Raw genomic sequence first — 24,215 nt, forward strand, 5'->3', positions numbered from 1 at the left:
GTACTGCTTACTGTGGAAGAGTAGGTCGCCGCCTTTTTTGAATCCCAATTACTTATTGTAGTTGGGATTTTTTGTTTGATAATTGTGAAGTATTTTAATTATGCTATAAAAAGCGTATTCTACTTTTTATTAAACATACTATCAAGTATGGTATTTATGCCTTTAAATAAAAAGAATATAGCTAAAAAACATAATATTATTGATACAATAATTAATGGGATATATAATGTTTTTTCCTTATTTGAGAAAGATACATAAAGTAAAATAGGACCTGTAAACATTAGTAATAAACAGATACCCATTTGTCTTAAGCCTTTTCTCAATATTTCTTTATCAGTTCTATCAGTTTCCATTATTATAATGATTAATAGCATCTCTAACACTTTGATATTTATTAAGTAAAATTTCAGCTTCCTCTCTGTTAATATTTAACCTTTTCATTAGCATTTGTTGTCCTCTATCGACAAGTTTGTTATTACTTAATTGCATATCTACCATCTTATTTCCTTCAACTTTTCCAAGTTGAATCATAGTAGTGGTAGTAACCATATTTAAAACCAATTTTTGAGAGGTACCAGCTTTCATTCTTGAGCTACCAGTTACAAATTCTGGACCCACAACAATTTCGATTGGATATTGAGATACTTTAGATAAAGGACTATTTTGATTGCAGGTTATACAACCTGTTTTTATATTGTTTTTATTACAAGTTTCTAATGCACTAATGACATAAGGTGTCGTGCCAGAAGCAGCTATGCCAATAACAAAGTCTTTATTAGATATATTGTGTTTTTGTAAATCTTTCCAGCCTTGTGATTTTGAATCCTCTGCAAATTCAACTGCTTTTCTAATGGCTTTATCACCGCCAGCAATTAAGCCAATAACTAAATCGTGTGAAACTCCAAAAGTAGGTGGACATTCTGATGCGTCTAAAACTCCTAGTCTACCACTAGTTCCTGCTCCTATGTAGAATAATCGACCTCCTTGTTTTAGTTTTTGAACTACTTCTTTTATAAGTTTTTCAATTTGAGGCAAGGCTTTTTCAACAGCGAAGGGAACCGTTTTATCTTCATTATTAATATTTGTGATAATGTCAGAAATTGACATTTCTTCAAGATTATTATAATTTGAATCCTGCTCTGTAGTTTTAGTAAATGACATAGTTCAAAGATACTTCATTTTTGTACTTTATATAGAGTAACTAGTTAATTTGGACACTGATATTATTCTTCAATAGTAAACTGAATACGATTTGCTTCAGATAAATTAAAGTATCCTAAAGCATAGTTATCGGGATTAGTCGTATTTATTATATTACCTCTTAATAATGCTGGTGGTGTTTGAAAAGGACCAGCATCACCTTGACGACTTTGCTCAATTAATAGACCTGCATAATTGAAATAACGTTCACCTATTCCTAGAATTTTAATAGTTACTTCTTGCCCACTGAACATATTTTCATAGAAATAAGAAAAATTAAAAGCTTCACCTTGATAAAAACGATCTTCACTCACTTCTAAGAGATTGAAATCGAAATCAAAAAGATAAAAATCATTTCTTGTACCATCATCTGCGAAAGATACTATGATTTCTGTCTCATCACCTTCGAAGAGTGTACCGTCACCTTGTTCTACTGAATTAATAGGGACAGATGCAAAAAGTTCTGTTTTTGCTTTATATGTTTCATTATCATATATGACTGTCAATTCATATTGTGTATTGAACTCAGGATTTACCACAGCATCTGCTACTGGATCATAAAAGCCTGGATTATCATCTGATGCTTCAAAATTGATGACAGAGTTGTCTTCTAGATTGGTAATAAAAACCGTTGCGTCGGTAACAGGAGGAATTGTATCATCAAAAAATGGTGCAGATAATGTTAGTCTAAGGTATCCTTCAATTGTTACAGGACTTTCATTGAGGTAGATTTCAAAAGATGCATCAACAGTTAATCTCGGTTCACCTTCTGGTACGTCTACATCTACAACATCTTCACAACTTAAAAATAATAGTGTAGAGGCAAGCATTATATAGATAAGTTTTTTCATTTGTCTAAAATTTAAAATTATAGGTTACCCCAGGAACAATCCCGAAGATTGATGTTCTAATTGCTTCGTTTACAAAGGTTTCATCATTCTGCCCAAAAATTATTGAAGCTGCATTTCTTCTATTATAGAGATTATAGATACTAAAAACCCATTCTCCTTGTAATTTTCTGTTTTTATTTTTTCTTGGTGTTAAAGTTGCGGAAATGTCTAAGCGATGATAAGCTGGTAATCGTTCAGCATTTCGAGAGCCATCATAAATAGGAACTACTAAACCTTGAAATTCAAATTGTCCATTGGGATAATTTGTAGGTCTCCCAGTTTGAAATATGAGATTTGTTCCGAATTTCCATTTTTCATTTAGTTCATAACTTCCGTTAAACGAAATGTCATGTGTTTTATCGTAAGGTGATTTATACCAATCCCCATTATTAATTCCTGTTTCAATAGCTGTTCTTCCTGGCGTTCGTTGCTCAGATTTAGATAAAGTATAGGCTAACCAGCCTTTGAAATTACCTTCGTTTTTGCGAAGTAATATCTCTAGACCATAGGCACGTGCTTCACCATTAAGAATATCTTGTTCTATAGCATTGTTGGCTATTAAATCTGCGCCGTCAATATAATCTATACGATTTTTGATGTCTTTATAAAAAACCTCGGTCTCAAAAGAATACTTATTATCGTTAATACTTTTAAAATACCCTAAGGCATATTGATTAAGTAGTTGAGGCCTAATATATTTACCACTTGGTGTCCATACATCTAATGGTGTAGGTGAATTGGTATTTGATAATAAATGTAAGTATTGAGTCATTCTATTATAACTTGCCTTTATTGAAGTATTATCATTGAAAGCATAAGCTAAAGCAACTCTAGGCTCTAAATTAGTAAAAGTTTTAATGGTTTCGCTTCTGCTGAGATTTTGTGTTTCGATAGGTTCAGCAGCCTCATAAATTTGAAGTTCTTCATTAAATAGAAGCGGATTGTCCTCTTGATATATGTTTAACCCATCTTGACCAAATCTTATAAAGTTACTTAGCCTTAATCCGTATTGAATGCTTAATTTGTCTGAGATGGTGTGCTCAGCATCAACATATATTCCAAATTCGTTGGCATATTTATCAAATAACTTTTCGCGAATAATACCTGAGTCTTCTCTATTTGGTCTTATTTCACCGGGATTAAATTTATAATAGATATTATTTATACCATAATTAAGTTGAAAATTATTACTTAAATAATGTTTAAAATCATATTTGAGATTGAAATTTCGGATACCAGAATCCCATTCAAAACCAACAAAGTCTAATTCTAAACCATAAAAGTAGTCTGAATATATAAGTGATAAATTAGAAAACAATTTATCTGAGAATAAATGATTCCATCTTAAATTAACTACAGTATTTCCATAAGTATTTTTAAAACTTTCACTTATTGAAAACACATCTCTTCCAAAATAACCAGAAAGGAAAACACTGTTATTATCATTTAATTTATAACTCAGTTTAGTGTTTAAATCATAAAAGTAGGCCACATTATCCAAATCAAAAAGAGGTAAAAATAAATGCGCATAACTACTGCGACCTCCAAATAAAAATGATCCTTTTTCTTTTTTAATTGGTCCTTCAGCTAAAATACGACTAGAAATTAATCCGATTCCTCCGTTGATGTGAAACTCATTACTATTTCCTTCTTTTTGATAAATATCTAATACTGAAGATACACGCCCACCATATTTTGCTGGAATACCTCCTTTATACAATTTGATATCTTTTATAGCATCTGGATTAAACACAGAAAAGAAACCAAATAAATGAGACGAGTTGAAGATAGTGGCTTCATCTAGCAGAATAAGGTTTTGATCTGCTGCACCGCCTCTTACATTAAAACCAGAGGATCCTTCACCTGCATTGGTAACTCCAGGAAGTAGAATGATTGATTTTATAACATCTACTTCACCTAAAACTACAGGCATATTTTTTATCGTTTTAATGGATAAGGCATTAACACTCATTTGTGGTTTTTTGATATTGAGTTTTTCAACATCTTCAGTAATTACAACTTCATCCAAACTTTCAAAAGCTTCAGTGAGCTTAAAATTCTTTGAGATATCAGAATTCAATTCAATAGTTTCTGAAATCGTTTTATAGCCTAAATAGCTAATTTGAATTTTATAAATGCCTGATGGTAGGGTAATAGAGTAGAAGCCATATTCATTTGTTACTGTACCAGACTGAATCTCTGGCATAATAATATTAACACCAATTAATGTTTCATTACTTTGACTATCTGTTATGGTTCCGCTGAGTGTAAATTTTTCTTGGGCTTGAAGAAATATGGGACATAATAAAAGAAAGAGTAGAATTCTTTTAATATATATTATCATAGTTTATGATTGGTTTTTAATTGCTTTTGATTAGAGGACGATTTGAACATAGAAAGGTTACTTTTTTAGCTAAAATTAATTCAAAAGAATAAAAAAAGCCTCTCGAAAGAAGCTTTTAACATAACATTAATCTAACATTACTAGTTATTCAAAATTTTATTGAGTTCTTCACTAGGTCTCATAGCGCTATTAACAATACTCTCATTTGGAAGATAATACCCTTCAATATTAACTGGTGCACCTTGGCAATCTATGAGTTCTTTTATAATAGCATCTTGGTTAGATGATAATGCCTTATAAATAGTTGTGAATTCTGATTTTAGTTCTGCATCATTGTTTTGGTTAGCTAACGCTTCTGCCCAATATAGTGCTAAGTAAAAATGACTTCCTCTGTTGTCTAATTCATTGACTTTTCTTGAAGGGCCTTTTTTATTTTCTAATAATTTATCTGACGCGTCATCTAAAGCTTCACCTAAAACTCTTGCTTTCTCATTATTATTGGCTACAGCAAAATGCTCTAATGAAACGGCTAATGCTAAAAATTCACCTAAAGAATCCCAACGCAAATGATTTTCTTCCACAAATTGTTGAACATGCTTTGGTGCAGATCCGCCAGCTCCAGTTTCAAATAAACCACCACCATTCATCAAAGGAACGATAGATAACATTTTTGCACTCGTGCCAACTTCTAGTATTGGAAACAGATCCGTTAAATAATCCCTTAAAACATTTCCTGTTACTGAAATTGTGTCCTCACCATCTTTAATACGTTTCAATGTAAAGTTAGTAGCATCAATAGGCGATAATATTCTAATGTCTAGTTCTTCAGTATCATGGTTTTTGAGATAAGTATTTACTTTTTTAATCAGCTCTGCATCATGCGCTCTTTTCTTATCTAACCAGAAAACTGCAGGTGTTTGAGAGGCTCTAGCTCTTGTTACTGCTAATTTTACCCAATCTTGAATAGGAGCATCTTTAACTTGGCACATTCTCCATATGTCGCCTTCTTCTACTTTATGATTTGTAAGTACATTTCCGGAAGCATCAATGACTTCAATTTTTCCTTTAGATGCGACTTCGAATGTCTTATCGTGAGAACCGTATTCTTCAGCTTTTTGAGCCATGAGTCCTACATTAGGAACGGTTCCCATTGTTGTTGGGTCGAAAGCACCATGTTTTTTACAAAAATCTATTGTAGCTATATAAACACCAGCGTAACTACTATCTGGAATAACAGCTTTTGTATCTTGTTGTTTTCCTTCAGCATTCCACATCTGGCCGGACGTTCTAATCATTGCTGGCATAGATGCATCAATAATTACATCGCTTGGTACATGAAGATTTGTTATGCCTCTGTCTGAGTTTACCATCGCCAAATCTGCACTGTGATCTAAAGCAAAACGAATGTCATCTCTAATTTCGTCGCGTTTATCTTCTGGAAGCTCACTTAATTTTTCAAGTAAATTTCCAAAACCATTGTTTACATCAACACCAATTTTATCAAATGTATTACCATGTTTTTCAAATAAATCTTTGAAGAAAACACGAACCGCATGGCCGAAGATAATTGGATCAGAAACTTTCATCATCGTTGCTTTCATATGTAATGAAAACAATACACTTTTATCTAAAGCATCTTGCACTTCATGCTCTAAAAATTCAAGTAAAGCTTTTTTACTCATTACAGTAGCATCTATAATTTCGCCTTTCAATAAATCTAAACCTTCTTTTAGATTTGTTGTGTTTCCTTTGGTATCAGTATGTACAATTTTTACTGTAGTTGCATCATTAAGGGTTACAGATTTTTCGTTATGTGCAAAATCTCCTTTAGACATTGTTGCTACATGCGTTTTAGAATCTGATGACCAAGCTCCCATACTATGTGGGTTTTTCTTGGCGTAATTCTTTACAGCTTTAGGAGCACGTCTATCTGAATTACCTTCTCTTAAAACCGGATTTACGGCACTACCTTTTATCTTATCATAACGCGACTTTATTTCTTTTTCGGCATCAGTTTTTGGTTCTTCAGGATAATCAGGAAGTTCATATCCTTTAGCTTGTAATTCTTCTATGGCATCAGTTAGTTGTGGAATTGATGCACTGATATTAGGTAATTTTATAATGTTGGCCTCTGGTTTTTTAGCTAATTCACCTAACTCAGCCAAGGCATCAGCTACCTTTTGATTATCATTTAAGAAATCTGGAAAGGCCGCTAAAATTCTGGCTGCTAATGAAATATCTTTTGTTTCTATGGTAATACCTGAAGACTTCGTAAATGCTTTAACAATTGGTAAAAATGAACGTGTTGCTAAAGCCGGAGCTTCATCAGTTTTTGTATAAACAATCTTTGCTGTTTTGGTCATAGTTATTGTAAATATATTGAATGAAATTTTGCTTAAAATTTAGCTGTGCAAATATACAAAAACGATAACGTTTTCTTAGTGTTAGATTAACAGTAAACTATTAATTATTTTGTGATATTATTAATAAAAACTTTGTAAAATTAGAATATTATTTTATTCTAATATGGAATGAATTTAGCAGTCCGAAGCAATTTTCTTTTGAGAATGAGGCATTTTTAATTTTATTAATAGAGGGATTGATTGATAAATTATAAGCGGAATAAAAATTTGCAGACTCTAGATTGGTATTATCGAAAATAGAACCTTTTAAATCACAATTGTCGAAAGAAGTTTGTTTTGCTTCGGTTTCAGTAAAATCTACGCTATGCATTTTGCAATTTAAAAATTTTGTGTTGCTGATTTTTAATTGATAGAAAGAAGATAGGTTTAAAATACAATCAATAAAACTAAAGTCTAGTAAAAAATCATTGCAATTTTGAAATATAATGCCGACTAACTTACAGTCCTTAAATATTACATCATTAAAAGTGGTGTGCATAAGATTCACATTACTAAAATTACATCCTATAAATTCACATTCTAAAAAGGATATATTAGAAATGTCTGAATTGTCAAAATTACAGTTTGAAAAAGTACAACCTGTATATTCTGCTTTAAATAGCTTATTTATGGTATAATCATTACTATCAAAATTTTGATTGTCAATTAAAGGAAGATTCATATTACAAGAATACGAAGATTATATAAAAGCAAAAAGCCATATCACTACAGATAAATCTGTGCTAACATGGCTTTTATTAGAAACAGTACTACTACGACTTATTTAGTTTTCACTAAATCAGCTGTATGACTTTCGTCACCATCTTTTTCAGTTCAAGCGTTGCTGCTTCAAAACGAAACGTTTCATATCTTTCAAAATGTATTGACCTGATATTACTTTGTTTCTTAGGTTTATTTTTCTTGATGTTTTTTCTTTTATCATTCACTTGCGCAACTAATAAGTTCCAAAACATTGCTCTTCCTTTTTGTGTTCACTTTCGATTCCACTACTTTTTCCAAGCTTTCCACTTTATCAATGCAACCTACAAAGTATACTACATTACTAAAGCTTCATGATTACTTCACAAACACTTGCATACACAAGCTGCTTAGTAACCTCAAAAAACAACCTCAATACGTTAAAGAACTAATCTTTAAGCAACAATATCACATAAATTTAAAATTGCTTTTAAAACCAAACTAGGTTTGTTGTTAATTGTTCTGTAAATATATATGGTATTTGTGAATATGACAATATTTTAACAATTTATATATCAACATCTTATAAACTAGAGTTATTAACAAAAGTTAATAAACTAAAAGAGCCTTCATTTCTGAAGGCTCCTAAAAGTATTATATAAGTTAAATTATCTTCTAACTTCTTTAATTCTTGCTTTTTTACCAGTAAGACCTCTAAAGTAGAAAATACGTGCTCTACGAACACTACCACGTTTGTTCACTTCTATTTTCTGTAAAGCTGGTAAGTTAACCGGGAAGATACGCTCTACACCAATTGTTCCAGACATTTTACGGATTGTAAAAGTTTCTGAAGTTCCTGTTCCTTTGCGTTGTAATACTACGCCTCTAAAGAACTGCGTACGTACTTTTTCACCTTCTCTAATTTCGTAATATACAGTGATGGTATCACCAGCACTAAATTCCGGAAAATCTTTACGGGTTACAAATTCGTCTTGTACAAATTTTACTAAAGAATTCATTTTGTTTTATTTATAATGGTTGTTTTAAATCAACATTCACGATTCTCGCCAGAGGTTAATCCAAAATTGGGTGCAAATATAGTTAAAAAGTTATAATTGAAAAGCTAATTATGAAAAGTTTTCTATGCTTTTACCATTGTACAGTACTACTGATTTATTCATCATTTAGAAGGTCTGGTCTTCGCTCTTGTGTTCTTTTATAAGCCTGATCTTCGCGCCATTTTTCTATTTCTGCAAAATTACCGCTAAATAACACTTCTGGCACTTTCATACCTTTATACTCACGTGGTCTTGTATAAATCGGTGGTGCTAATAAATTATCTTGAAATGAATCGGTTAAAGCAGAAGTCTCATTTCCTAAAACTCCTGGTATCAATCTTATTATTGCATCGCATAACACTGCAGCTCCTAATTCTCCACCAGACAAGACATAATCTCCTATTGAGATTTCTTTTGTTATAAATTTATCACGTACACGCTGATCGACTCCTTTATAATGTCCGCAAAGAATAATAATGTTTTCTTTTAATGAAATATGGTTGGCAATTCCTTGGTTAAGTTGCTCTCCGTCTGGTGTCATGTAAATGATTTCGTCGTAACTCCGCTCTTCTTGAAGTTTAGAAATACATTTATCTATCGGTTCTATTAACATTACCATACCAGCTCCGCCACCAAATTGTGTATCGTCAACAGCTTTGTAGCTACCAGTTGTGTATTCTCTTAAATTATGAAAGTGGATTTCTACTAAACCCGCTTCTATTGCACGTTTTAAAATAGAGGCTTCAAACGGACTTTTTAAAAGTTCTGGTAATACGGTTATAATATCTATGCGCATAGCAATTTTTAATAGAATGCAAAGATATGTTTAATTGTGATAATTTAAGAAAAGTGTATTTTGAAGTTCATTTAACTTTATTGATATGAGTCTATTTCAATGATTTATATCAGACGTTAAACGAAGTTAGGAGAAATTTTTTACAAAATTAAGTTGTAATAAGTATCAGGCTTTTATTCAACTGTCCAAAAAAAATGCAAGTCAGTATCCTTTTTAAATCCCAGTTTTTCGTACAACTGCTGCGCAGGATTATCGAAAGCTGTTTGTATGGCTAAACCCTTATTGTTTTCTTTAATACAGAGTTGTTTGGCTTTATCTATTAATGCCTCTCCAATCCCTTGTCCTCTGTAATTTGTATTTACAAATAAATCATTTAATAAATACATCGGTTGCATAGAAACCGAAGAGAGTAGAGGATAGAGTTGCGTAAAGCCAATGGCTTTATCATTATCATAAGCTATAAAAATTATGGCATCCTTATTCTTAAATCGCTCTAGCAAGAAGTGTTTTGCTCCTTCTTTATCTGAGTCTTGTTTATAGAACTGCCTATAACCATCAAACAATGGTACTAAATCTTCTAAATGGTCTATATGTGCTTTAATAATTTTCATAAAAAAATCCGCAATTAAAATTACGGATTTAAGTTTTTATAAAAAGAAATACTATGATTTCTGTTTGTTTAATTCGTCTTGCAACTGACGTCTTACTTTTTGCTCACGCTCTAAAGCTGTACGTCTGTGGTCTTCAAATTCTGTCTCTAATTCATCTAACTTATGTTTTGCCTCGCGAGTTGCTGAGTTACTTCCTTTAAATTTATAAATAAAGAATAACAAAAGCGCTGATAAACCTGCAGCAATACTCCACATTAAAACTTTGTAACTGGCTTTACTCATTTGTATACCAAATAAGGAAATATTATCTTTTTCTTCATTTGTAGCAGTTAATGTTGATTCTGTATTCGATAGACTAGATTTTAGACTCGCAATTTCCTCTTCTTGTTTTGCTACTACAGCTCTGGTATCTGCCAAATCTTTATGAAATGCTTTTAAAGTATCTATGGTATGTGCTTTTAATGCATATAACCATGTTCTTTTTACAACCTTATATTCTTGGTAACGCCCAGATTTTTGAATAACGTATTCAAACTGATTATCGATGGTTCCACTATTGAGGGATAATTTCTCTTTTTCTTCGTCCGCGGTTTGCGCTTTTACAGACTGTAAACTAAATGTAACTAAAAGAATTAGAGAGACTTTGGTTAAGAATTTCATCTTAGAAGTAATTTTGGTTTTGTTAGATTAATTAGTTGCCAAGATAATAATTTTATGAGGATATCATAAATAATTACCAAACAAATAGCCTTTCAATTTAGAGAGGCTAAATTATATACGACATAATTTTTATTTTAGATGTCCCTTAAATGAAAATTGATAGAATTTAAATGTATTGCAATCTTTAATCATTTCATTTACAGTGGTATGAGGTGGTTAAAAACAAAAAAATCTTGCCCATCGGCAAGATTTTTTTACATTTTCTTTTTCATTTATTCTAATAATAAGCATAGCGTCTTACCTTAGAAATATACTTTGCTAAACGAATAACCTGGTGACTATAACCATATTCGTTATCATACCATATATATAGTATTGCATTTTTACCATCTGGTCTTACGATTGTAGCTTTACTATCATATATTGATGGTGCTGAGCTACCAACAATATCACTAGATACTAATTCGTCACTCATTTCATATTTAATTTGCTCTACCAAATCTCCTTCTAGAGCATATTTTTTCATAATGGTATTCATACTTTCAACTGAAGTACCATTTTTTAATTCTAAACTTAGAATAGCTAAAGAACCATTTGGTACAGGAACTCTAATAGCATTAGACGTTAGTTTACCTTCTAAAGATGGTAAAGCCTTACTTACAGCTTGTCCTGCTCCAGTTTCGGTAATGACCATATTTAAACCAGCTGCACGACCCCGTCTATATTTTTTATGAAAATTATCAACTAAGTTTTGGTCATTAGTATAAGCATGTATAGTTTCTAAATGCCCAGTTTTAATTCCAAAAGAATCTTCAACGGCTTTCAAAATAGGAGTTATTGCATTCGTTGTACAAGACGCTGCAGAAAAAATATCTACTTTATCTGGGTTGTGTTCTAAATGATTTACTCCATGTACAATATTCGGAATCCCTTTTCCAGGCGCTGTTAATAACACTTTGGCAACACCTTTAGCTTTTAGATGTCTGCTCAAAGCTTCTTTATCTCTAAAAGCACCTGTGTTATCAATTATTAAAGCATTATTAATACCATATTTAGTATAATCAATCTCTTCTGGTTTATTTGCCGAGATGATACTTACTGTAGTACCATTAATGATTAATGCTTTATTTTTTAAATCAGTACTAACCATACCTGAGAAATCACCATGCACGGAATCATTTCTTAATAATGAGGCACGTTTTTCTAAAACGGTTTGATCAATTGTACCTCTTGTTACAATAGCTCTTAATCTTAGTTGGTTGCCTTTGCCGGTTCGTGTCATTAACTCACGTGCTACTAATCTACCAATTCTACCAAATCCGTAGAGTACAACATCTTTTGGCTCTATGCTTTTGCCATTATTAGCTTTTCCTAATTTTGAAGCTACAAAAGCAGTTGCGTTGCTATATTTTTGATCTTCTAAATGAAATTCATAAGTAAGCTTACCAATATCTAGTTTTGCAGGTGGTAAATTTAGTGCGTTAATGGCTTGAGCAATCTCTACAGAATCAAAAATAGAAATTGGTTTTTGAACAAATTCACCTGCATACTCGTGCAGGTTTAAAATTTCGCTCACATTTCTATCAATTAATTGATTTCTAAATAATACAAGCTCAATGGACTTATCGTACCATAAATCGCTTACAATTTTGATAAATTCGACCGTAGCTCTGCGACGATCTGCTTGAAACGCTAACTCTTTTTCGTAAGTGTCGTTAAAACCCATTTGTTTTGGTTTAGTTGATTTAGATTTCGGCAAAAGTAGTATATTTCAAACGTTTTCGTAGCGCATTTAATCGAAAATAAAAACCCTTCAAAGAATAATACTTTGAAGGGTTATTTAAATGTATTTTTTGTTTTTTATCTAATTTGATAGGCTACTTTTTCTCCTTCTTTGTTTATAATTTCAATTACAAGTACCTCATTTAGATTACGAGATTTGAATGCATTTAAAGCATCTTCAACGTCATAGAGCTTCTTTCCATTAATTTTAGTAACTATACTACCTTCTTCTACGCCACTTCTATTCCAGCTAGATTTAAAATTTTCATCAAGCTTAGTAATTTTTAAACCATATTCAGTATCATACTTTTCTAATTCCTTTTCTGAGGCTTTTTTAACAAAACCTACTGATTCTACAACATAAGTAGATGGTTTCAATAAGGTAACAGGAAGTACTTCTTCATCCCCATCTCTTAATAAAGTGACATTGACAATATCATCTGGACTCTTGGTTTTTAAATAACCCGTTAAATCCGAGAACTTATTTATTTCTACACCATCAATTTTCTTAATGATGTCACCAGATTTTATTCCTGCTTTTTCTGCTCCTGTATCTTCAGTCACTGCGCTAACGTAAAAACCTTCGGCAGTATTGGTGCCTAATTCTTCAGCAGCTCTGCTATTAAGTGCTGCACCAACAACACCAAGAATACCGTTTTGTACATTTCCATACTCCATAATATCATTTACAATCTTGCGAGCAATATTACTTGGTACTGCAAATGAATAACCAATATAAGAACCTGTTTGTGATGAGATGGCAGTATTAATACCAATTAAATCCCCATTAGTATTTACCAAAGCTCCACCTGAGTTTCCTGGGTTTACAGCCGCATCTGTTTGAATAAAGGATTGCAGATTTCTACCGCTAAGATCTCTTGATTTTGCGCTTATAATTCCTGCGGTAACAGTAGAATTTAAATTAAATGGATTACCGACAGCCAAAACCCATTCTCCAATTTTCGCATTGTCAGAATCTCCAAATGCCATAAATGGTAGTTCTTCTTCAGTCTCAATCTTTAGTAAAGCAATATCTGTTCCTTCGTCTGTGCCAATAAGTTCAGCTATGTAAGATTTATTATTGTTTAAGGTAATACTGATTTCGTTAGCATTTTTAATGACATGATTATTAGTGACTATATAACCCATTGGAGAAATAATAACTCCACTACCTGTGCCCACCTGCGCACGTTGAGAGTTACGTCCATAAAACAAATCTCTCATACTCATTGGTGCACTTACTATAGATGTATTTTTTACGTGGACAACAGCATCAATTGTCTTTTCTGCAGCTTCAATAAAATTCGGAGCAATTGTAGTTGTACTATTTATAGTAGAATTTGCAGCTGTTGGTACGTAAATTGGTAGATCAGATACTTGTTCTACAGCAAGTTTTTCAGGACTTTCTTCGATAAAAAGTTTGTAGCCACCTAAAGCCAGTACACCACCTAATGCCGAAACAAAAAATAAAGTTAGGATCTTCTTCATAATTACTTTTAGATTTAAGTTTAACTATTTAACGTATAAATTTAGATATTTATTGAATTTCATTTTTATTTTAACGACTATTTAACGTCAACTTTAACTGCCTTTTAACACCTCAATTTACAAGCTAATATTCTTATATTTGTTGCAACTTATGATGATGACATTTTATAAATACCAAGGCACAGGAAACGATTTTATTATTGTTGATAATCGTTTACAAACAATAGGCAAAAATAATACCAAACGTATTGCAGAATTATGTGACAGACGTTTTGGCATTGGAGCTGACGGGTTTATACTATTAGAAAATGACAAAATTTCGGATTTTAAAATGGTTTATTATAATGCAGATGGAAATGAAAGTAGTATGTGTGGTAATGGAGGGCGATGTATAACCGCTTTTGCGAAATTTTTAGGTGTCATAAATGATAGAACCGAATTTATGGCTATAGATGGACTTCATGAGGGTAGAATTGAAAATGATATTGTCCATCTTCAGATGCAAGATGTGTCTTTAATTGAAACTCACCGCAATCATTTGTTTTTAGATACAGGGTCTCCTCATCATGTAGAATTAGTTTCTAATTTAAAAGATTATAATGTTAAAACTAATGGCTTTAAAATTAGATACGGAGAACCATATAATGAGGCTGGTAGTAATGTGAATTTCGTTGAACAATTATCCGATGATAATTTCGCTGTTAGAACCTACGAGCGTGGAGTAGAGGATGAAACTTTATCTTGTGGAACTGGTGTTACAGCTGTAGCTTTAGCGATGCATGCAAGTGGAAAAACTAACCATAATGAAGTAAGTTTAAAAACGCCTGGCGGACAACTTAAAGTCACTTTTAAGAGTGACGATAAAGGCTATAAAGATATTTGGTTAGTAGGACCAGCTGAACAAGTTTTTAAAGGTGAAATAGAATGGTAACACTTAAAGGCAAACATATCTATTTAAGGGCTTTAGAGCCTGAAGATTTGGATTTTGTCTATGCCATTGAAAATGACACATCGCTTTGGGAATTGAGTGACACACAAACACCATACTCAAGATTCTTAATAAAGCAGTATCTTGAAAACGCCCAGCAAGATATTTTTGAAGCCAAGCAATTACGACTTGCAATTTGCGACAAGAACGATAAAACTATTGGTCTTATTGATGTTTTTGAATTTGATGTAAAAAATAAGCGTGCAGGTATTGGTATTTTAATTCAAAATGAATCAGATAGATTTAAAGGCTCAGGAAAAGAAGCTTTAGAACTTTTAGTAAATTACTGTTTTAAATCCTTGCATTTGCATCAGGTTTATGCTAATATTTCTGAAAGTAACTTAGCAAGTTTAAAACTTTTTGAGGGCAATGGCTTTAAAATAATAGGACTAAAAAATGACTGGAGCTATGACGGCAAGCAGTTTTCAAACGAATATATATTACAACGTATTAACGAATAAATTTTATGTACATTAAAAAAATCCTTTGGGCAATTGCTCTAATCGGACTAGTGATTTTTGCAGTAATTGCATATTATATCTATGGTGCCATGTTTAAGTCAAATACTGCTTTTAATAACGACATTGCATATATATATGTACCAACTGATGCGACTTATCCTCAAGTAAGAGAACAATTAGAACCTTTGTTAGATGACATTGATGCTTTTGATGCTCTAGCTAATCAGAAAAAATACACCACAAATATTAAAGCTGGTCGTTTTGCTATTTCTAAGGGTATGAATAATAATGATATTATCAACTCTATTCGAAGTAAAAACCTTCCTATTAAAATTGCTTTTAATAATCAGAATAGCTTGGCAGATTTAGCAGGAAGAATAAGTACCCAAATTGAAGCTGATAGTTTATCGCTTTATAATGCTATGACAGAGGAATCATTTTTAACTGAAAATGAATTTTCAAAAGCTACAGCCTTAGGAATGTACTTACCAAATAGTTATGAGTTCTTCTGGAATACCTCGCCTGAAGGGTTCAGAGATAAAATGTTGTTAGAATACAACCGTTTTTGGACTGATGCCAGAAAAGCAAAAGCAAAAGAACTGAATTTAACTCCAAATGAAGTTATAACCTTAGCATCAATTGTGCACGAGGAATCCAAACAAGCAGACGAGCAGCCAAGAGTTGCAGGAGTATATTTAAATCGATTAAGAATTGGTATGGCTCTGCAGGCAGATCCTACTTTAAAATTTGCGGCTTATCAATTGCCAAAATATCAAAATACGGTTATTAGACGCGTATTGAATGTTCACAAAGTAATAGATTCTCCTTATAATACTTACAAGAATACAGGATTGCCACCTGGCCTTATTGCCATGCCAGATTTGTCCGCTATAAAGGCAGTCCTTAACCCTGAGAAACACAATTATCTCTATTTTGCGGCAGATGCAAAGCGTATAGGTTATCATAAATTTGCAAAAACTTTGGGTCAGCATAATAACAATGCGAGAGAATATCAAAAATACTTATCCTCTCAAGGTATAAAAAGATAAAGTGTGAAGGGGTTTTACTGCTATATCATACTTTTCTTAGCTGTAAGTCATTCTCTATTATCGCAATCTAAAATAGATACATTTTTAAAACCTAGTGATTCTTTAAATAGTCCACGAAGAAACGCAGTTGTAATTACAGAAACTGCATTAGCAACGGCAACACTTTTCGGTCTCAATCAGCTGTGGTATGCTGATTATTCACGTTCTAATTTTAAAACCATAAACGATAGTGGTGAATGGCTGCAAATGGATAAAATGGGACATGTTTTTTCATCTTATCAATTAGGTAGACTAGGGGCAAACACTTTTAATTGGGCAGGAGTACGAAAAAAAGATCAACTACTTTATGGTTCTACTTTAGGGCTTGGTTTTTTAACAGCTGTTGAAGTTATGGATGGTTTTTCAGATGAATGGGGATTTTCTTGGACAGATATGGTAGCCAATGTTACAGGAACTGGTTTGTATGTTGGTCAAGAATTATTGTGGAAAGAACAGCGTATTCTTTTAAAATATTCATTCAGTAGAACGGAATTTGCTCAACAAAGACCAGATAGATTGGGAAATGGTTTTTCTGAAGAGTTTTTAAAAGATTATAATGGACAGACGTATTGGTTGAGTGCCAACATTAATTCATTTTTAAAAACTAAAAGTATTCCCAATTGGTTAAACTTGGCTTTTGGATATGGAGCAGATGGAATGCTTACAGGTGATGCCAATGATACGTTATTTTTAAATCAAAATAGAACGCGTCAATATTACTTAAGTTTAGATGTAGATTTAAGTCGAATAAAAACAAATTCTAACGTCCTAAAAATTATTTTCGACGTTTTCAACGTTATTAAGGTGCCATTTCCAACATTAGAACTCAATAACAAAGGTCGTGTAAAACTGCACTATTTCTACTTTTAACAACTTTTTATAACACTTAATCGGCTGACTTTCAATATTTAGAAATATGTCGTATCTTTGCAGGCGAATTTAGCAAGGTGATTTTGGGGGAAATTTTTTGCTATAAAGGTTAGCTGTAATGAACATAAACAGAATTAAAAATGTCGTTTTACCATTCGTAATTTGCTTTTTAATTGCAATGGCATTATATCCAGATTCAACACTCGATCCTGAGGTTTATTCTACAGATGGATTACAACTAGATTATAATATTTCTAAAGATTTGGCAAAGACTTCCGAAGCGGATAATGCCAAACAGAATATTTTTACACCACATTTGGGAAAATCTTTTGAAGGCTTTAAAGAGGCTTTAGCTTTTAAAGAATCTAGAGGTAATTATTTTACGGTGAATACTTTGGGATATTTAGGGAAATATCAATTTGGCACAGAGACATTAAAACTTATAGGAATCTATAGCCCTAATCAGTTTTTATATGATCCAGAACTGCAAGAGAAGGCATTCTTCGCTAATGTAGAACGAAATAAGTGGATACTTAGAAAAGATATAAAACGCTATGTAGGAAAGCAGATAGGCGGTGTTACAGTAACTGAATCTGGTATTTTAGCCGCTGCTCATTTAGCTGGCCCTGGAAGTGTCAAGAAGTTTTTACGTAGTCGAGGTGGGAATAATAGTTCTGATGCTTACGGGTCTACTGTAAAGCACTACATGAAAAAGTTTTCTGGTTACGATACATCTATTGTTACACCAAATAAAAAAGCAAGGGTTTCTCCTTAATCTTTTTGAATAATAAAGATTGCAGGTCTTTTATGTAGATCTTCTTTATTATGTTTCCAGTCTTTAGCAGGTTTTGTTTTGATAAATTCTGTGGGTAAAGTTAAATCACAAGCAATACAAACTCTTGTATTAGGATGTAATGTTGCAATTAAATCATCGAGCATTTTCATATTTCTATACGGAGTCTCTATAAAAATCTGGGCTTGGTTGTGTTCAAATGATAAACGCTCTAGAGCTTTTAATTTAGATTTTCTTTCACTTTTATCAATAGGTAAATAGCCATTAAAAGTAAAACTTTGACCATTCATACCAGATCCCATTAATGCCAATATAATTGAAGAAGGCCCTACTAATGGTACAACTTTTATATCCATTTGATGTGCTAAACTTACTATGTCAGCACCAGGATCTGCGATAGCAGGACAGCCAGCCTCAGATAGTAGGCCTATTGAAATACCTTCTAGACATACATTGAGGTAAGTGTTACGTTCAGCTTCTGTGGTATATTTATTTAAGACTTGAAGTTTTAAGCTTGGTTGTGATTTACTAGCAGAAACTCGTTTGATAAATCGCCGTGCTGTTTTTTCGTTTTCAACAATGTAATGGTCTAAATCTTCAATTATTTTTTTAATTGAAATAGGTAAAACTTCTAGTGGTGGGTTGTCACCTAATCGTGTAGGTATGAGATATAATTTCCCTTTACTGCTGCTCATTAATATATAACCAGTTTATGTGTGCTTTCTTCTCCGTTTTTCAAATCAATTTGTAAAATATAAATACCATTGGCGAGATCAGAAGTATTCAGTTTTTGAATAGTTTCGGTATTCTTTAGAATTGTTTTTACCCTTTTACCTTGTAAATCATAAATAGATATTTCAGTTGATATATCGATGTTATTATTTGAACCAAAATTAATATTTAAAATATCTTTTGTAGGATTAGGATAAATTGAAATGGAAGTTAGTAAACTATCATCAACATTTAAAGTTGTGTCAATTAGCTTATAAATATTTCCTGATGATAGATCGGAAATATAAATTTCACCATCAACATCTTCACCAAACGCAACCCACTGACCTGAAAACTGTTCAAAGGTCATATTCCAAATCATATTAGTATCGTCATAGACTAAATACCCAATTTCCTCACTACATATATCTGCAAAAAAATACCGACCGTTAAAACCAGGATAGTCAGTGCCTCTGTATCTATAACCACCAGTAATGGAGCATTTAAATGCACCATCATTAAAATGGTTATAATCAGCTATTGGAAAGGTGTAAGCACTTGGTGGTTCACAATCAAATGTATTAAATGGAGTATTACTTTCGTAGCATCTCCAACCATAATTTAAGCCAGTTAAAGCCTCGTTAGTGGTCGCTAAATTAATTTCTTCATAATCGCCTTGCCCTACGTCAGCAATCCACATATCATTATTTAAACGATCAAATGAAAATTTCCAAGGGTTTCTTAAGCCATAAGCCCAAATTTCACCTCTAAAATTAGGATTGCCAAGAAATGGATTAGTGTCTGGTATACTATAGTTGTGTGCAGGTGTTGTTGAGTTGACATCAATTCTTAGAATTTTACCAAGTAAGCTCAATGTGTTTTGCGCATAATTTTGTGGATCTCCACCAGAACCTCCATCTCCAGAAGAAATATATAAGAAACCGTCAGCTCCAAATGCCATATCACCACCATTGTGATTACCGTAAGGTTGCGAGTAGGTTAAAATAATGAACTCTGAATCTGAATCTGCTAGTAATGGGTTTGTATCATTTCTAGAAAACCTTGAGATTACAGTATCACCATTATTAGCGATATAATTAACATATAGATAACCGTTTGTACTAAAATTTGGGTGAAAGGCTAAGCCTAATAAGCCACGTTCATCGCCACTGCTAGTTAGGTCAATCACTATGCCATTAATATCTAAAAATGGATTAGTATTTACTGTTCCGTCATTATTGATAATTCTTATAAACCCATCTTGTTCTACAATATAAAGTTTATCATCTCCAGCGTGTTTAATGCTAACTGGTCTGTCTAGATTTGTAGCAAAGAGTTCTAAATCTAAGTTCTGTGCAAAGGAATGGATTGTAGCAAAAAAAATAAAAAAGAATGAAGTTATTATAGATTTCATAATAAAAAGCTGTAGGTTAAAGGACTAATTTACGAAAAAGAGTTATAATCTACGAAGCTATAGAGGGTTTAGTCATTTAGCGAATTGACCAAAATGTCGCATGTATCATTGATCATTGCGTAAACAGTTTCGAAATCTTCAATATTTCCATAATAGGGATCAGGAACATTTTTATTTGAAATAGAGTCATTGGCTTCTAGAAATAGTTTCACCTTCCCAATATCTGCACTATTTCTTGCTAAGCTGACAATATTGTTATAATTAGATTGATCCATAGCATAGATGTAATCAAAGGTATCAAAATCTGAGACCTTAAACTGTCTTGCACTTTGTGTACTAATGTCTATATTATTACTTTTTGCAACTAAAATAGAGCGTCTATCTGGCGCGTTGCCAAGGTGGTATGCAGCAGTCCCAGCAGAATCGACATAAAAATGATTTTCAGAAAGTTTTGATTGTAAAATACCATGAGCTAATGGCGAACGGCAAATATTACCAAGACACACCATTAAAATACGTGTCATAATGCCAATGAATTAAAGTGCTAATTTTTTAGATAAATCTTCAACATATTTTCTGAATTGTTTGTCAGTCGAAGATAAATTATTCACAGTTTTACATGCGTGAAGTACAGTAGCATGATCGCGTTGACCAATTTGAGAACCAATACTTGCTAAAGATGCTTTGGTGTATTTTTTCGCAAAGAACATGGCTAATTGACGTGCCTGTACAATGTGGCGTTTACGTGTTTTTGACTGAAGTGTATTGACATCCATCTGAAAATAATCTGAAACTACTTTTTGGATGTAATCGATAGAGACTTCGCGCTTCGTATTTTTAACAAATTTCTCAACTATATCTTTAGCTAAGTTTATAGTGATTTCTTTTTTGTTAAATGACGATTGTGCAATTAAGGAAATTATAGCACCTTCAAGCTCTCTTACGTTTGTTTTGATATGTTTTGCAACATATTCTACAATTTCTTCAGGCATTTCCACACCATCTCTATAAAGTTTATTCTTTAATATTGAAACTCTAGTTTCAAAATCTGGTGTTTGTAATTCGGCGGAAAGTCCCCATTTAAAGCGCGACAGTAAGCGCTGTTCAATATCCTGCATATCTACAGGAGCCTTGTCACTAGTTAAAATAACTTGCTTGCCGTTTTGATGTAAGTGATTGAATATATGGAAGAACACATCTTGTGTGCCTGTTTTACCAGATAAGAATTGAACGTCATCTATAATAAGAACGTCAATAATCTGGTAGAAATGAATAAAATCATTTCTATTATTCTTTTTTACAGAATCAATATATTGCTGTGTAAACTTTTCGGCAGAAATGTAAAGTACCGTTTTTTCAGGATACTTATCCTTAATATCTACACCAATAGCATGAGCTAAATGTGTTTTTCCTAATCCAACTCCTCCAAAAATAAGTAGTGGGTTAAATGATGTTCCACCAGGTTTATTAGCAACTGCAATACCCGCGTTTCTCGCAAGTCTGTTAGAATCTCCTTCTAAGAAATTCTCGAAACTATAACTTGGATTTAATTGAGACTCAATTTTTACATTTCTAATTCCAGGAATTACAAATGGGTTTTTTAATTCAGGACTTTTATTATTAAATGGTACATCTACATCTTGAGACTTTACAGCAGATCGATTAGAACTTGGAATCTTTTCTGTAAAAGGTTGCTTGTTACCATATGTGTTTTCCATTTTAATAACGTAAACCAATTTGGCATCTTCACCTAACTCTTTATTTAGAGCAACTTTAAGAATTTTTACATAGTGTTCTTCTAACCATTCATAGAAAAATTTACTAGGAACTTGAATGCTTAAAGCATTTCCGGAAAGTTTAACAGCATCTATGGGTTCAAACCAAGTTCTATAGGCTTGTGGTTGGATATTATCTTTTATAAAGGCGAGACAATTACTCCATACAGATTCCGCTGTGATCTCCATTCGTTAAGTTAAATTTTATTGTTAGTTAGATTAGCAAAAAAAAAGAGAATTAGGATTCTCTTGTTGTTTTGAACATGACAAATATGTGAACAAAATTCTTAATAAAAAAATGAAAATATGTTGAATTTTCAGATTTTTTTTCTCATGTTTAAAACTTCTGAAAATTACAAAATTTTTATTAAACAAAGTCATGTAAATGAATTTTAACGAAACGATTATAAGAGTACGCTATGGCGAGACAGATCAGATGGGTGTTGTGTACCATGCTAATTACGCTGTGTACTTTGAAGTTGGTAGAACTGAGTGGTTACGTGAGTTTGGACTTAGTTATAGCGGTATGGAAGCAGACGGCATTATGTTACCTGTTATTTCATTATGTATAAATTACAAAAATTCAGCACGTTACGATGATGTTGTTAAAGTAAAAACTACACTCAAAAAAATGCCAACAGCGTCTATTGAGTTTTACTACGAATTACATAATGAGTCGGATGTTTTACTAGCAACTGGTAGTACAATTCTTGCATTTATTGATATGAATAAGAATAGACCTACACGATGTCCGAAATATCTTTTAGATAAACTGCAAAATTATTCGTTATAATTCAACTATTTCGACACCAAAAAAAGAATCAAAAAGCTCAAAAGTTTTGGAGCTGTTACTTTTTCTGACAGATATTTCTAACAAACAATTATGTTCTAACGTCTGATTTATAATTTCTATCTGATTCTCTTTAAGAATTCTCATCACTTTGCTCATATTTTTATACTCAAATATTAGCTGAAAATCTTTATTAATTGTCCTTTCAATAATTTTTGCAGATTTTAATGCTAATTGTGCTGAAGTTCTGTAGGCGTTTATTAAACCTCCAACACCAAGCTTAACACCTCCATAATATCTGATAACAACTATTAAGATATTTGTAAGCTCAAAGGATTGAATTTGCCCATAAATTGGCATTCCTGCAGAATTGTTTGGCTCACCATCATCATTTGCTCTGTATTTGATTTTTTCGGTTCCTATTTGGTAGGCATAACACCAGTGTCTGGCTGCGTGATGTTTCTTTTTTAAATCTTCAAGATGTGTTCTTATCTGGTATTCGTCTGTAACAGGAAAAATATAGCAATAGAATTTACTATTTTTGTCTTTAAATAGTTCGCCTTCTGAAGGTTTTGCTATTGTTTTATATACATCGTCTTCCACTAAGCTAAAGTTACTAATACGATTGAAATTAATGCTAATATAATACCAATCCAGTTTTTCTTAGAGATCTGTTCTTTGAATAGTAGTAGCCCTATTAATGTTGAAAGTGCCAAAATGGCGACGTTGTTAATAGTAAATAGTGTTGAACTTTCTGTGCGTTCTACACGCAATGCTAACAGTAAAAAGTGAATTGAGCAATAATTTATTATACCTAGTAGTATTCCAAACGGTATGCTTTTAAAAGTAAAATTACTTTTCAGCTTCAATGACTTATATGCTAATATGAAAAAACCAATCGTGCCTGCAATAAAGAAAATTGTTGCTGAGAATAAAGGGATATTATCATCCGGCGCAAAGTGATTTATTGAGGTGTCAATAATACCCGAACCAAAAAATAAAATTATTGGCAAATAAATAGATTGTGTTAATACAGTCTTGTCTTTTTGCTTAAGTGAGGTGAGGTAAACTGCAATTAATGCTAAGATGATACCTGCTATTTTTTGTAATCCTACACTTTCGTTATAAACATATATTCCAAAAACAACTGGAATTACTAAGCTCATTTTACTGGCTACAGAAGCTACCGAGAGGCCATTTTTTTGTGCAGTAAGTGCCATAACATTGAATATAGCTATAAAAAGAAATCCTAAACCAAAAGCTGCAATAAACCAATTTGTTTGAATAATTTCTAAAGGTCTTATTTGTCCTTTATATAATAGGGAACCGCAAATGCAAGCTGTAACATAATTGACAGTAATAACTTGTAATGTATTGACGTTATATTTTTTCAAT

General features: G+C 32.3%; 24 protein-coding genes. 6 read left to right on the top strand and 18 right to left on the bottom strand.

Annotated elements, in window-relative coordinates; translation table 11 throughout:
* Positions 1–119: 119 nt before the first annotated feature.
* The 12 genes from Q0822_RS07820 to Q0822_RS07875 form a co-directional block, all read right to left on the bottom strand.
* A complete protein-coding gene (locus Q0822_RS07820; protein WP_366125102.1) occupies positions 120–374 on the bottom strand; it encodes a DUF6095 family protein in 255 nt (84 codons plus the stop codon).
* Complete coding sequence (murQ, locus tag Q0822_RS07825) at positions 343–1,161, bottom strand: N-acetylmuramic acid 6-phosphate etherase (RefSeq protein WP_299122299.1); 819 nt, start codon at positions 1,159–1,161, stop codon at positions 343–345. The genes Q0822_RS07820 and murQ overlap by 32 nt, the downstream gene beginning before the upstream one ends.
* A 62-nt stretch (positions 1,162–1,223) precedes the next feature.
* Complete coding sequence (locus Q0822_RS07830) at positions 1,224–2,051, bottom strand: DUF4249 domain-containing protein (protein WP_299122300.1); 828 nt, start codon at positions 2,049–2,051, stop codon at positions 1,224–1,226.
* 4 nt (positions 2,052–2,055) lie between these two features.
* Positions 2,056–4,434, bottom strand: coding sequence for a TonB-dependent receptor (locus Q0822_RS07835; protein WP_299122301.1), 2,379 nt, complete (start codon positions 4,432–4,434; stop codon positions 2,056–2,058).
* Positions 4,435–4,574: 140 nt separating this feature from the next.
* The gene (locus tag Q0822_RS07840) at positions 4,575–6,797 is read right to left on the bottom strand and encodes an NADP-dependent isocitrate dehydrogenase (RefSeq protein ID WP_299122303.1); all 2,223 of its coding nucleotides are present in this window, start codon (positions 6,795–6,797) and stop codon (positions 4,575–4,577) included.
* A gap of 148 nt (positions 6,798–6,945) precedes the next feature.
* Positions 6,946–7,518: a pentapeptide repeat-containing protein gene (locus tag Q0822_RS07845; protein ID WP_299122305.1), complete on the bottom strand. Its 573-nt coding sequence runs from the start codon at positions 7,516–7,518 to the stop codon at positions 6,946–6,948.
* 685 nt (positions 7,519–8,203) lie between these two features.
* Positions 8,204–8,554: a 50S ribosomal protein L19 gene (gene rplS / locus Q0822_RS07850; RefSeq protein WP_299122307.1), complete on the bottom strand. Its 351-nt coding sequence runs from the start codon at positions 8,552–8,554 to the stop codon at positions 8,204–8,206.
* Positions 8,555–8,708: 154 nt separating this feature from the next.
* Positions 8,709–9,389 carry a tRNA (guanosine(37)-N1)-methyltransferase TrmD gene (gene trmD / locus Q0822_RS07855; RefSeq protein ID WP_299122309.1) on the bottom strand — a complete coding sequence of 227 codons (681 nt, stop codon included), beginning with the start codon at positions 9,387–9,389 and terminating at the stop codon, positions 8,709–8,711.
* Between the two features lie 173 nt (positions 9,390–9,562).
* A complete protein-coding gene (locus Q0822_RS07860) occupies positions 9,563–10,000 on the bottom strand; it encodes a GNAT family N-acetyltransferase (RefSeq protein WP_299122311.1) in 438 nt (145 codons plus the stop codon).
* A 51-nt stretch (positions 10,001–10,051) separates the two neighbouring features.
* Positions 10,052–10,660 (bottom strand): tRNA (guanine-N1)-methyltransferase, encoded by a 609-nt coding sequence (locus tag Q0822_RS07865; protein ID WP_299122313.1) that lies wholly within the window; start codon positions 10,658–10,660, stop codon positions 10,052–10,054.
* 277 nt (positions 10,661–10,937) lie between these two features.
* Entirely contained in the window at positions 10,938–12,386 is a 1,449-nt protein-coding gene (locus tag Q0822_RS07870; RefSeq protein ID WP_299122315.1) for a glyceraldehyde-3-phosphate dehydrogenase, read from the bottom strand.
* Positions 12,387–12,520: 134 nt separating this feature from the next.
* Positions 12,521–13,930, bottom strand: a complete 1,410-nt coding sequence (locus Q0822_RS07875; RefSeq protein ID WP_299122317.1) for a trypsin-like peptidase domain-containing protein — start codon at positions 13,928–13,930, stop codon at positions 12,521–12,523.
* A gap of 151 nt (positions 13,931–14,081) precedes the next feature.
* Here Q0822_RS07875 and dapF point away from each other — a divergent pair, with 151 nt between their 5' ends.
* The 5 genes from dapF to Q0822_RS07900 all read left to right on the top strand — a co-directional run bounded on the left by dapF (position 14,082) and on the right by Q0822_RS07900 (position 18,112).
* Positions 14,082–14,861, top strand: coding sequence for a diaminopimelate epimerase (dapF, locus tag Q0822_RS07880; RefSeq protein WP_299122319.1), 780 nt, complete (start codon positions 14,082–14,084; stop codon positions 14,859–14,861).
* Complete coding sequence (locus Q0822_RS07885; protein ID WP_299122321.1) at positions 14,855–15,379, top strand: GNAT family N-acetyltransferase; 525 nt, start codon at positions 14,855–14,857, stop codon at positions 15,377–15,379. The genes dapF and Q0822_RS07885 overlap by 7 nt, the downstream gene beginning before the upstream one ends.
* Positions 15,380–15,384: 5 nt before the next feature.
* Complete coding sequence (gene mltG / locus Q0822_RS07890; protein WP_299122322.1) at positions 15,385–16,428, top strand: endolytic transglycosylase MltG; 1,044 nt, start codon at positions 15,385–15,387, stop codon at positions 16,426–16,428.
* Positions 16,429–16,431: 3 nt separating this feature from the next.
* Positions 16,432–17,337, top strand: a complete 906-nt coding sequence (locus Q0822_RS07895; RefSeq protein WP_299122324.1) for a DUF2279 domain-containing protein — start codon at positions 16,432–16,434, stop codon at positions 17,335–17,337.
* 118 nt (positions 17,338–17,455) lie between these two features.
* On the top strand, positions 17,456–18,112 hold the full coding sequence (locus Q0822_RS07900) for a peptidoglycan-binding protein LysM (RefSeq protein WP_299122326.1): 657 nt from the start codon (positions 17,456–17,458) through the stop codon (positions 18,110–18,112).
* Here Q0822_RS07900 and Q0822_RS07905 read toward each other — a convergent pair.
* The 4 genes from Q0822_RS07905 to dnaA all read right to left on the bottom strand — a co-directional run bounded on the left by Q0822_RS07905 (position 18,109) and on the right by dnaA (position 22,219).
* Positions 18,109–18,825 carry an SAM-dependent methyltransferase gene (locus Q0822_RS07905; protein WP_299122328.1) on the bottom strand — a complete coding sequence of 239 codons (717 nt, stop codon included), beginning with the start codon at positions 18,823–18,825 and terminating at the stop codon, positions 18,109–18,111. The two genes, Q0822_RS07900 and Q0822_RS07905, sit on opposite strands and share 4 nt — an antisense overlap.
* Positions 18,825–20,255 carry a PQQ-dependent sugar dehydrogenase gene (locus Q0822_RS07910; RefSeq protein WP_299122330.1) on the bottom strand — a complete coding sequence of 477 codons (1,431 nt, stop codon included), beginning with the start codon at positions 20,253–20,255 and terminating at the stop codon, positions 18,825–18,827. The genes Q0822_RS07905 and Q0822_RS07910 overlap by 1 nt, the downstream gene beginning before the upstream one ends.
* Positions 20,256–20,323: 68 nt before the next feature.
* Complete coding sequence (locus Q0822_RS07915; RefSeq protein WP_299122332.1) at positions 20,324–20,779, bottom strand: low molecular weight protein-tyrosine-phosphatase; 456 nt, start codon at positions 20,777–20,779, stop codon at positions 20,324–20,326.
* Between the two features lie 12 nt (positions 20,780–20,791).
* Positions 20,792–22,219: a chromosomal replication initiator protein DnaA gene (dnaA, locus tag Q0822_RS07920; protein WP_299122334.1), complete on the bottom strand. Its 1,428-nt coding sequence runs from the start codon at positions 22,217–22,219 to the stop codon at positions 20,792–20,794.
* 196 nt (positions 22,220–22,415) lie between these two features.
* On the opposite strand from dnaA, the gene Q0822_RS07925 reads away from it, so the two are divergent.
* Positions 22,416–22,823, top strand: coding sequence for a thioesterase family protein (locus Q0822_RS07925; RefSeq protein ID WP_299122337.1), 408 nt, complete (start codon positions 22,416–22,418; stop codon positions 22,821–22,823).
* Here Q0822_RS07925 and Q0822_RS07930 read toward each other — a convergent pair.
* Positions 22,818–23,423 carry a YigZ family protein gene (locus Q0822_RS07930; RefSeq protein ID WP_299122339.1) on the bottom strand — a complete coding sequence of 202 codons (606 nt, stop codon included), beginning with the start codon at positions 23,421–23,423 and terminating at the stop codon, positions 22,818–22,820. The genes Q0822_RS07925 and Q0822_RS07930 overlap by 6 nt on opposite strands.
* A complete protein-coding gene (locus Q0822_RS07935) occupies positions 23,423–24,214 on the bottom strand; it encodes an EamA family transporter (protein ID WP_299122341.1) in 792 nt (263 codons plus the stop codon). The genes Q0822_RS07930 and Q0822_RS07935 overlap by 1 nt, the downstream gene beginning before the upstream one ends.
* Position 24,215: the final 1 nt, after the last annotated feature.

The organism is uncultured Winogradskyella sp. (assembly GCF_947496485.1).
Classification (GTDB): Bacteria; Bacteroidota; Bacteroidia; order Flavobacteriales; family Flavobacteriaceae; genus Winogradskyella.

What these genes read in the sequence shown, in the direction of transcription:
- Q0822_RS07820 (WP_366125102.1), bottom strand. Translation starts at nt 374, where the DNA reads ATGCTATTAATCATTATAATAATGGAAACTGATAGAACTGATAAAGAA.
- murQ (WP_299122299.1), bottom strand. Translation starts at nt 1,161, where the DNA reads ATGTCATTTACTAAAACTACAGAGCAGGATTCAAATTATAATAATCTT.
- Q0822_RS07830 (WP_299122300.1), bottom strand. Translation starts at nt 2,051, where the DNA reads ATGAAAAAACTTATCTATATAATGCTTGCCTCTACACTATTATTTTTA.
- Q0822_RS07835 (WP_299122301.1), bottom strand. Translation starts at nt 4,434, where the DNA reads ATGATAATATATATTAAAAGAATTCTACTCTTTCTTTTATTATGTCCC.
- Q0822_RS07840 (WP_299122303.1), bottom strand. Translation starts at nt 6,797, where the DNA reads ATGACCAAAACAGCAAAGATTGTTTATACAAAAACTGATGAAGCTCCG.
- Q0822_RS07845 (WP_299122305.1), bottom strand. Translation starts at nt 7,518, where the DNA reads ATGAATCTTCCTTTAATTGACAATCAAAATTTTGATAGTAATGATTAT.
- rplS (WP_299122307.1), bottom strand. Translation starts at nt 8,554, where the DNA reads ATGAATTCTTTAGTAAAATTTGTACAAGACGAATTTGTAACCCGTAAA.
- trmD (WP_299122309.1), bottom strand. Translation starts at nt 9,389, where the DNA reads ATGCGCATAGATATTATAACCGTATTACCAGAACTTTTAAAAAGTCCG.
- Q0822_RS07860 (WP_299122311.1), bottom strand. Translation starts at nt 10,000, where the DNA reads ATGAAAATTATTAAAGCACATATAGACCATTTAGAAGATTTAGTACCA.
- Q0822_RS07865 (WP_299122313.1), bottom strand. Translation starts at nt 10,660, where the DNA reads ATGAAATTCTTAACCAAAGTCTCTCTAATTCTTTTAGTTACATTTAGT.
- Q0822_RS07870 (WP_299122315.1), bottom strand. Translation starts at nt 12,386, where the DNA reads ATGGGTTTTAACGACACTTACGAAAAAGAGTTAGCGTTTCAAGCAGAT.
- Q0822_RS07875 (WP_299122317.1), bottom strand. Translation starts at nt 13,930, where the DNA reads ATGAAGAAGATCCTAACTTTATTTTTTGTTTCGGCATTAGGTGGTGTA.
- dapF (WP_299122319.1), top strand. Translation starts at nt 14,082, where the DNA reads ATGATGATGACATTTTATAAATACCAAGGCACAGGAAACGATTTTATT.
- Q0822_RS07885 (WP_299122321.1), top strand. Translation starts at nt 14,855, where the DNA reads ATGGTAACACTTAAAGGCAAACATATCTATTTAAGGGCTTTAGAGCCT.
- mltG (WP_299122322.1), top strand. Translation starts at nt 15,385, where the DNA reads ATGTACATTAAAAAAATCCTTTGGGCAATTGCTCTAATCGGACTAGTG.
- Q0822_RS07900 (WP_299122326.1), top strand. Translation starts at nt 17,456, where the DNA reads ATGAACATAAACAGAATTAAAAATGTCGTTTTACCATTCGTAATTTGC.
- Q0822_RS07905 (WP_299122328.1), bottom strand. Translation starts at nt 18,825, where the DNA reads ATGAGCAGCAGTAAAGGGAAATTATATCTCATACCTACACGATTAGGT.
- Q0822_RS07910 (WP_299122330.1), bottom strand. Translation starts at nt 20,255, where the DNA reads ATGAAATCTATAATAACTTCATTCTTTTTTATTTTTTTTGCTACAATC.
- Q0822_RS07915 (WP_299122332.1), bottom strand. Translation starts at nt 20,779, where the DNA reads ATGACACGTATTTTAATGGTGTGTCTTGGTAATATTTGCCGTTCGCCA.
- dnaA (WP_299122334.1), bottom strand. Translation starts at nt 22,219, where the DNA reads ATGGAGATCACAGCGGAATCTGTATGGAGTAATTGTCTCGCCTTTATA.
- Q0822_RS07925 (WP_299122337.1), top strand. Translation starts at nt 22,416, where the DNA reads ATGAATTTTAACGAAACGATTATAAGAGTACGCTATGGCGAGACAGAT.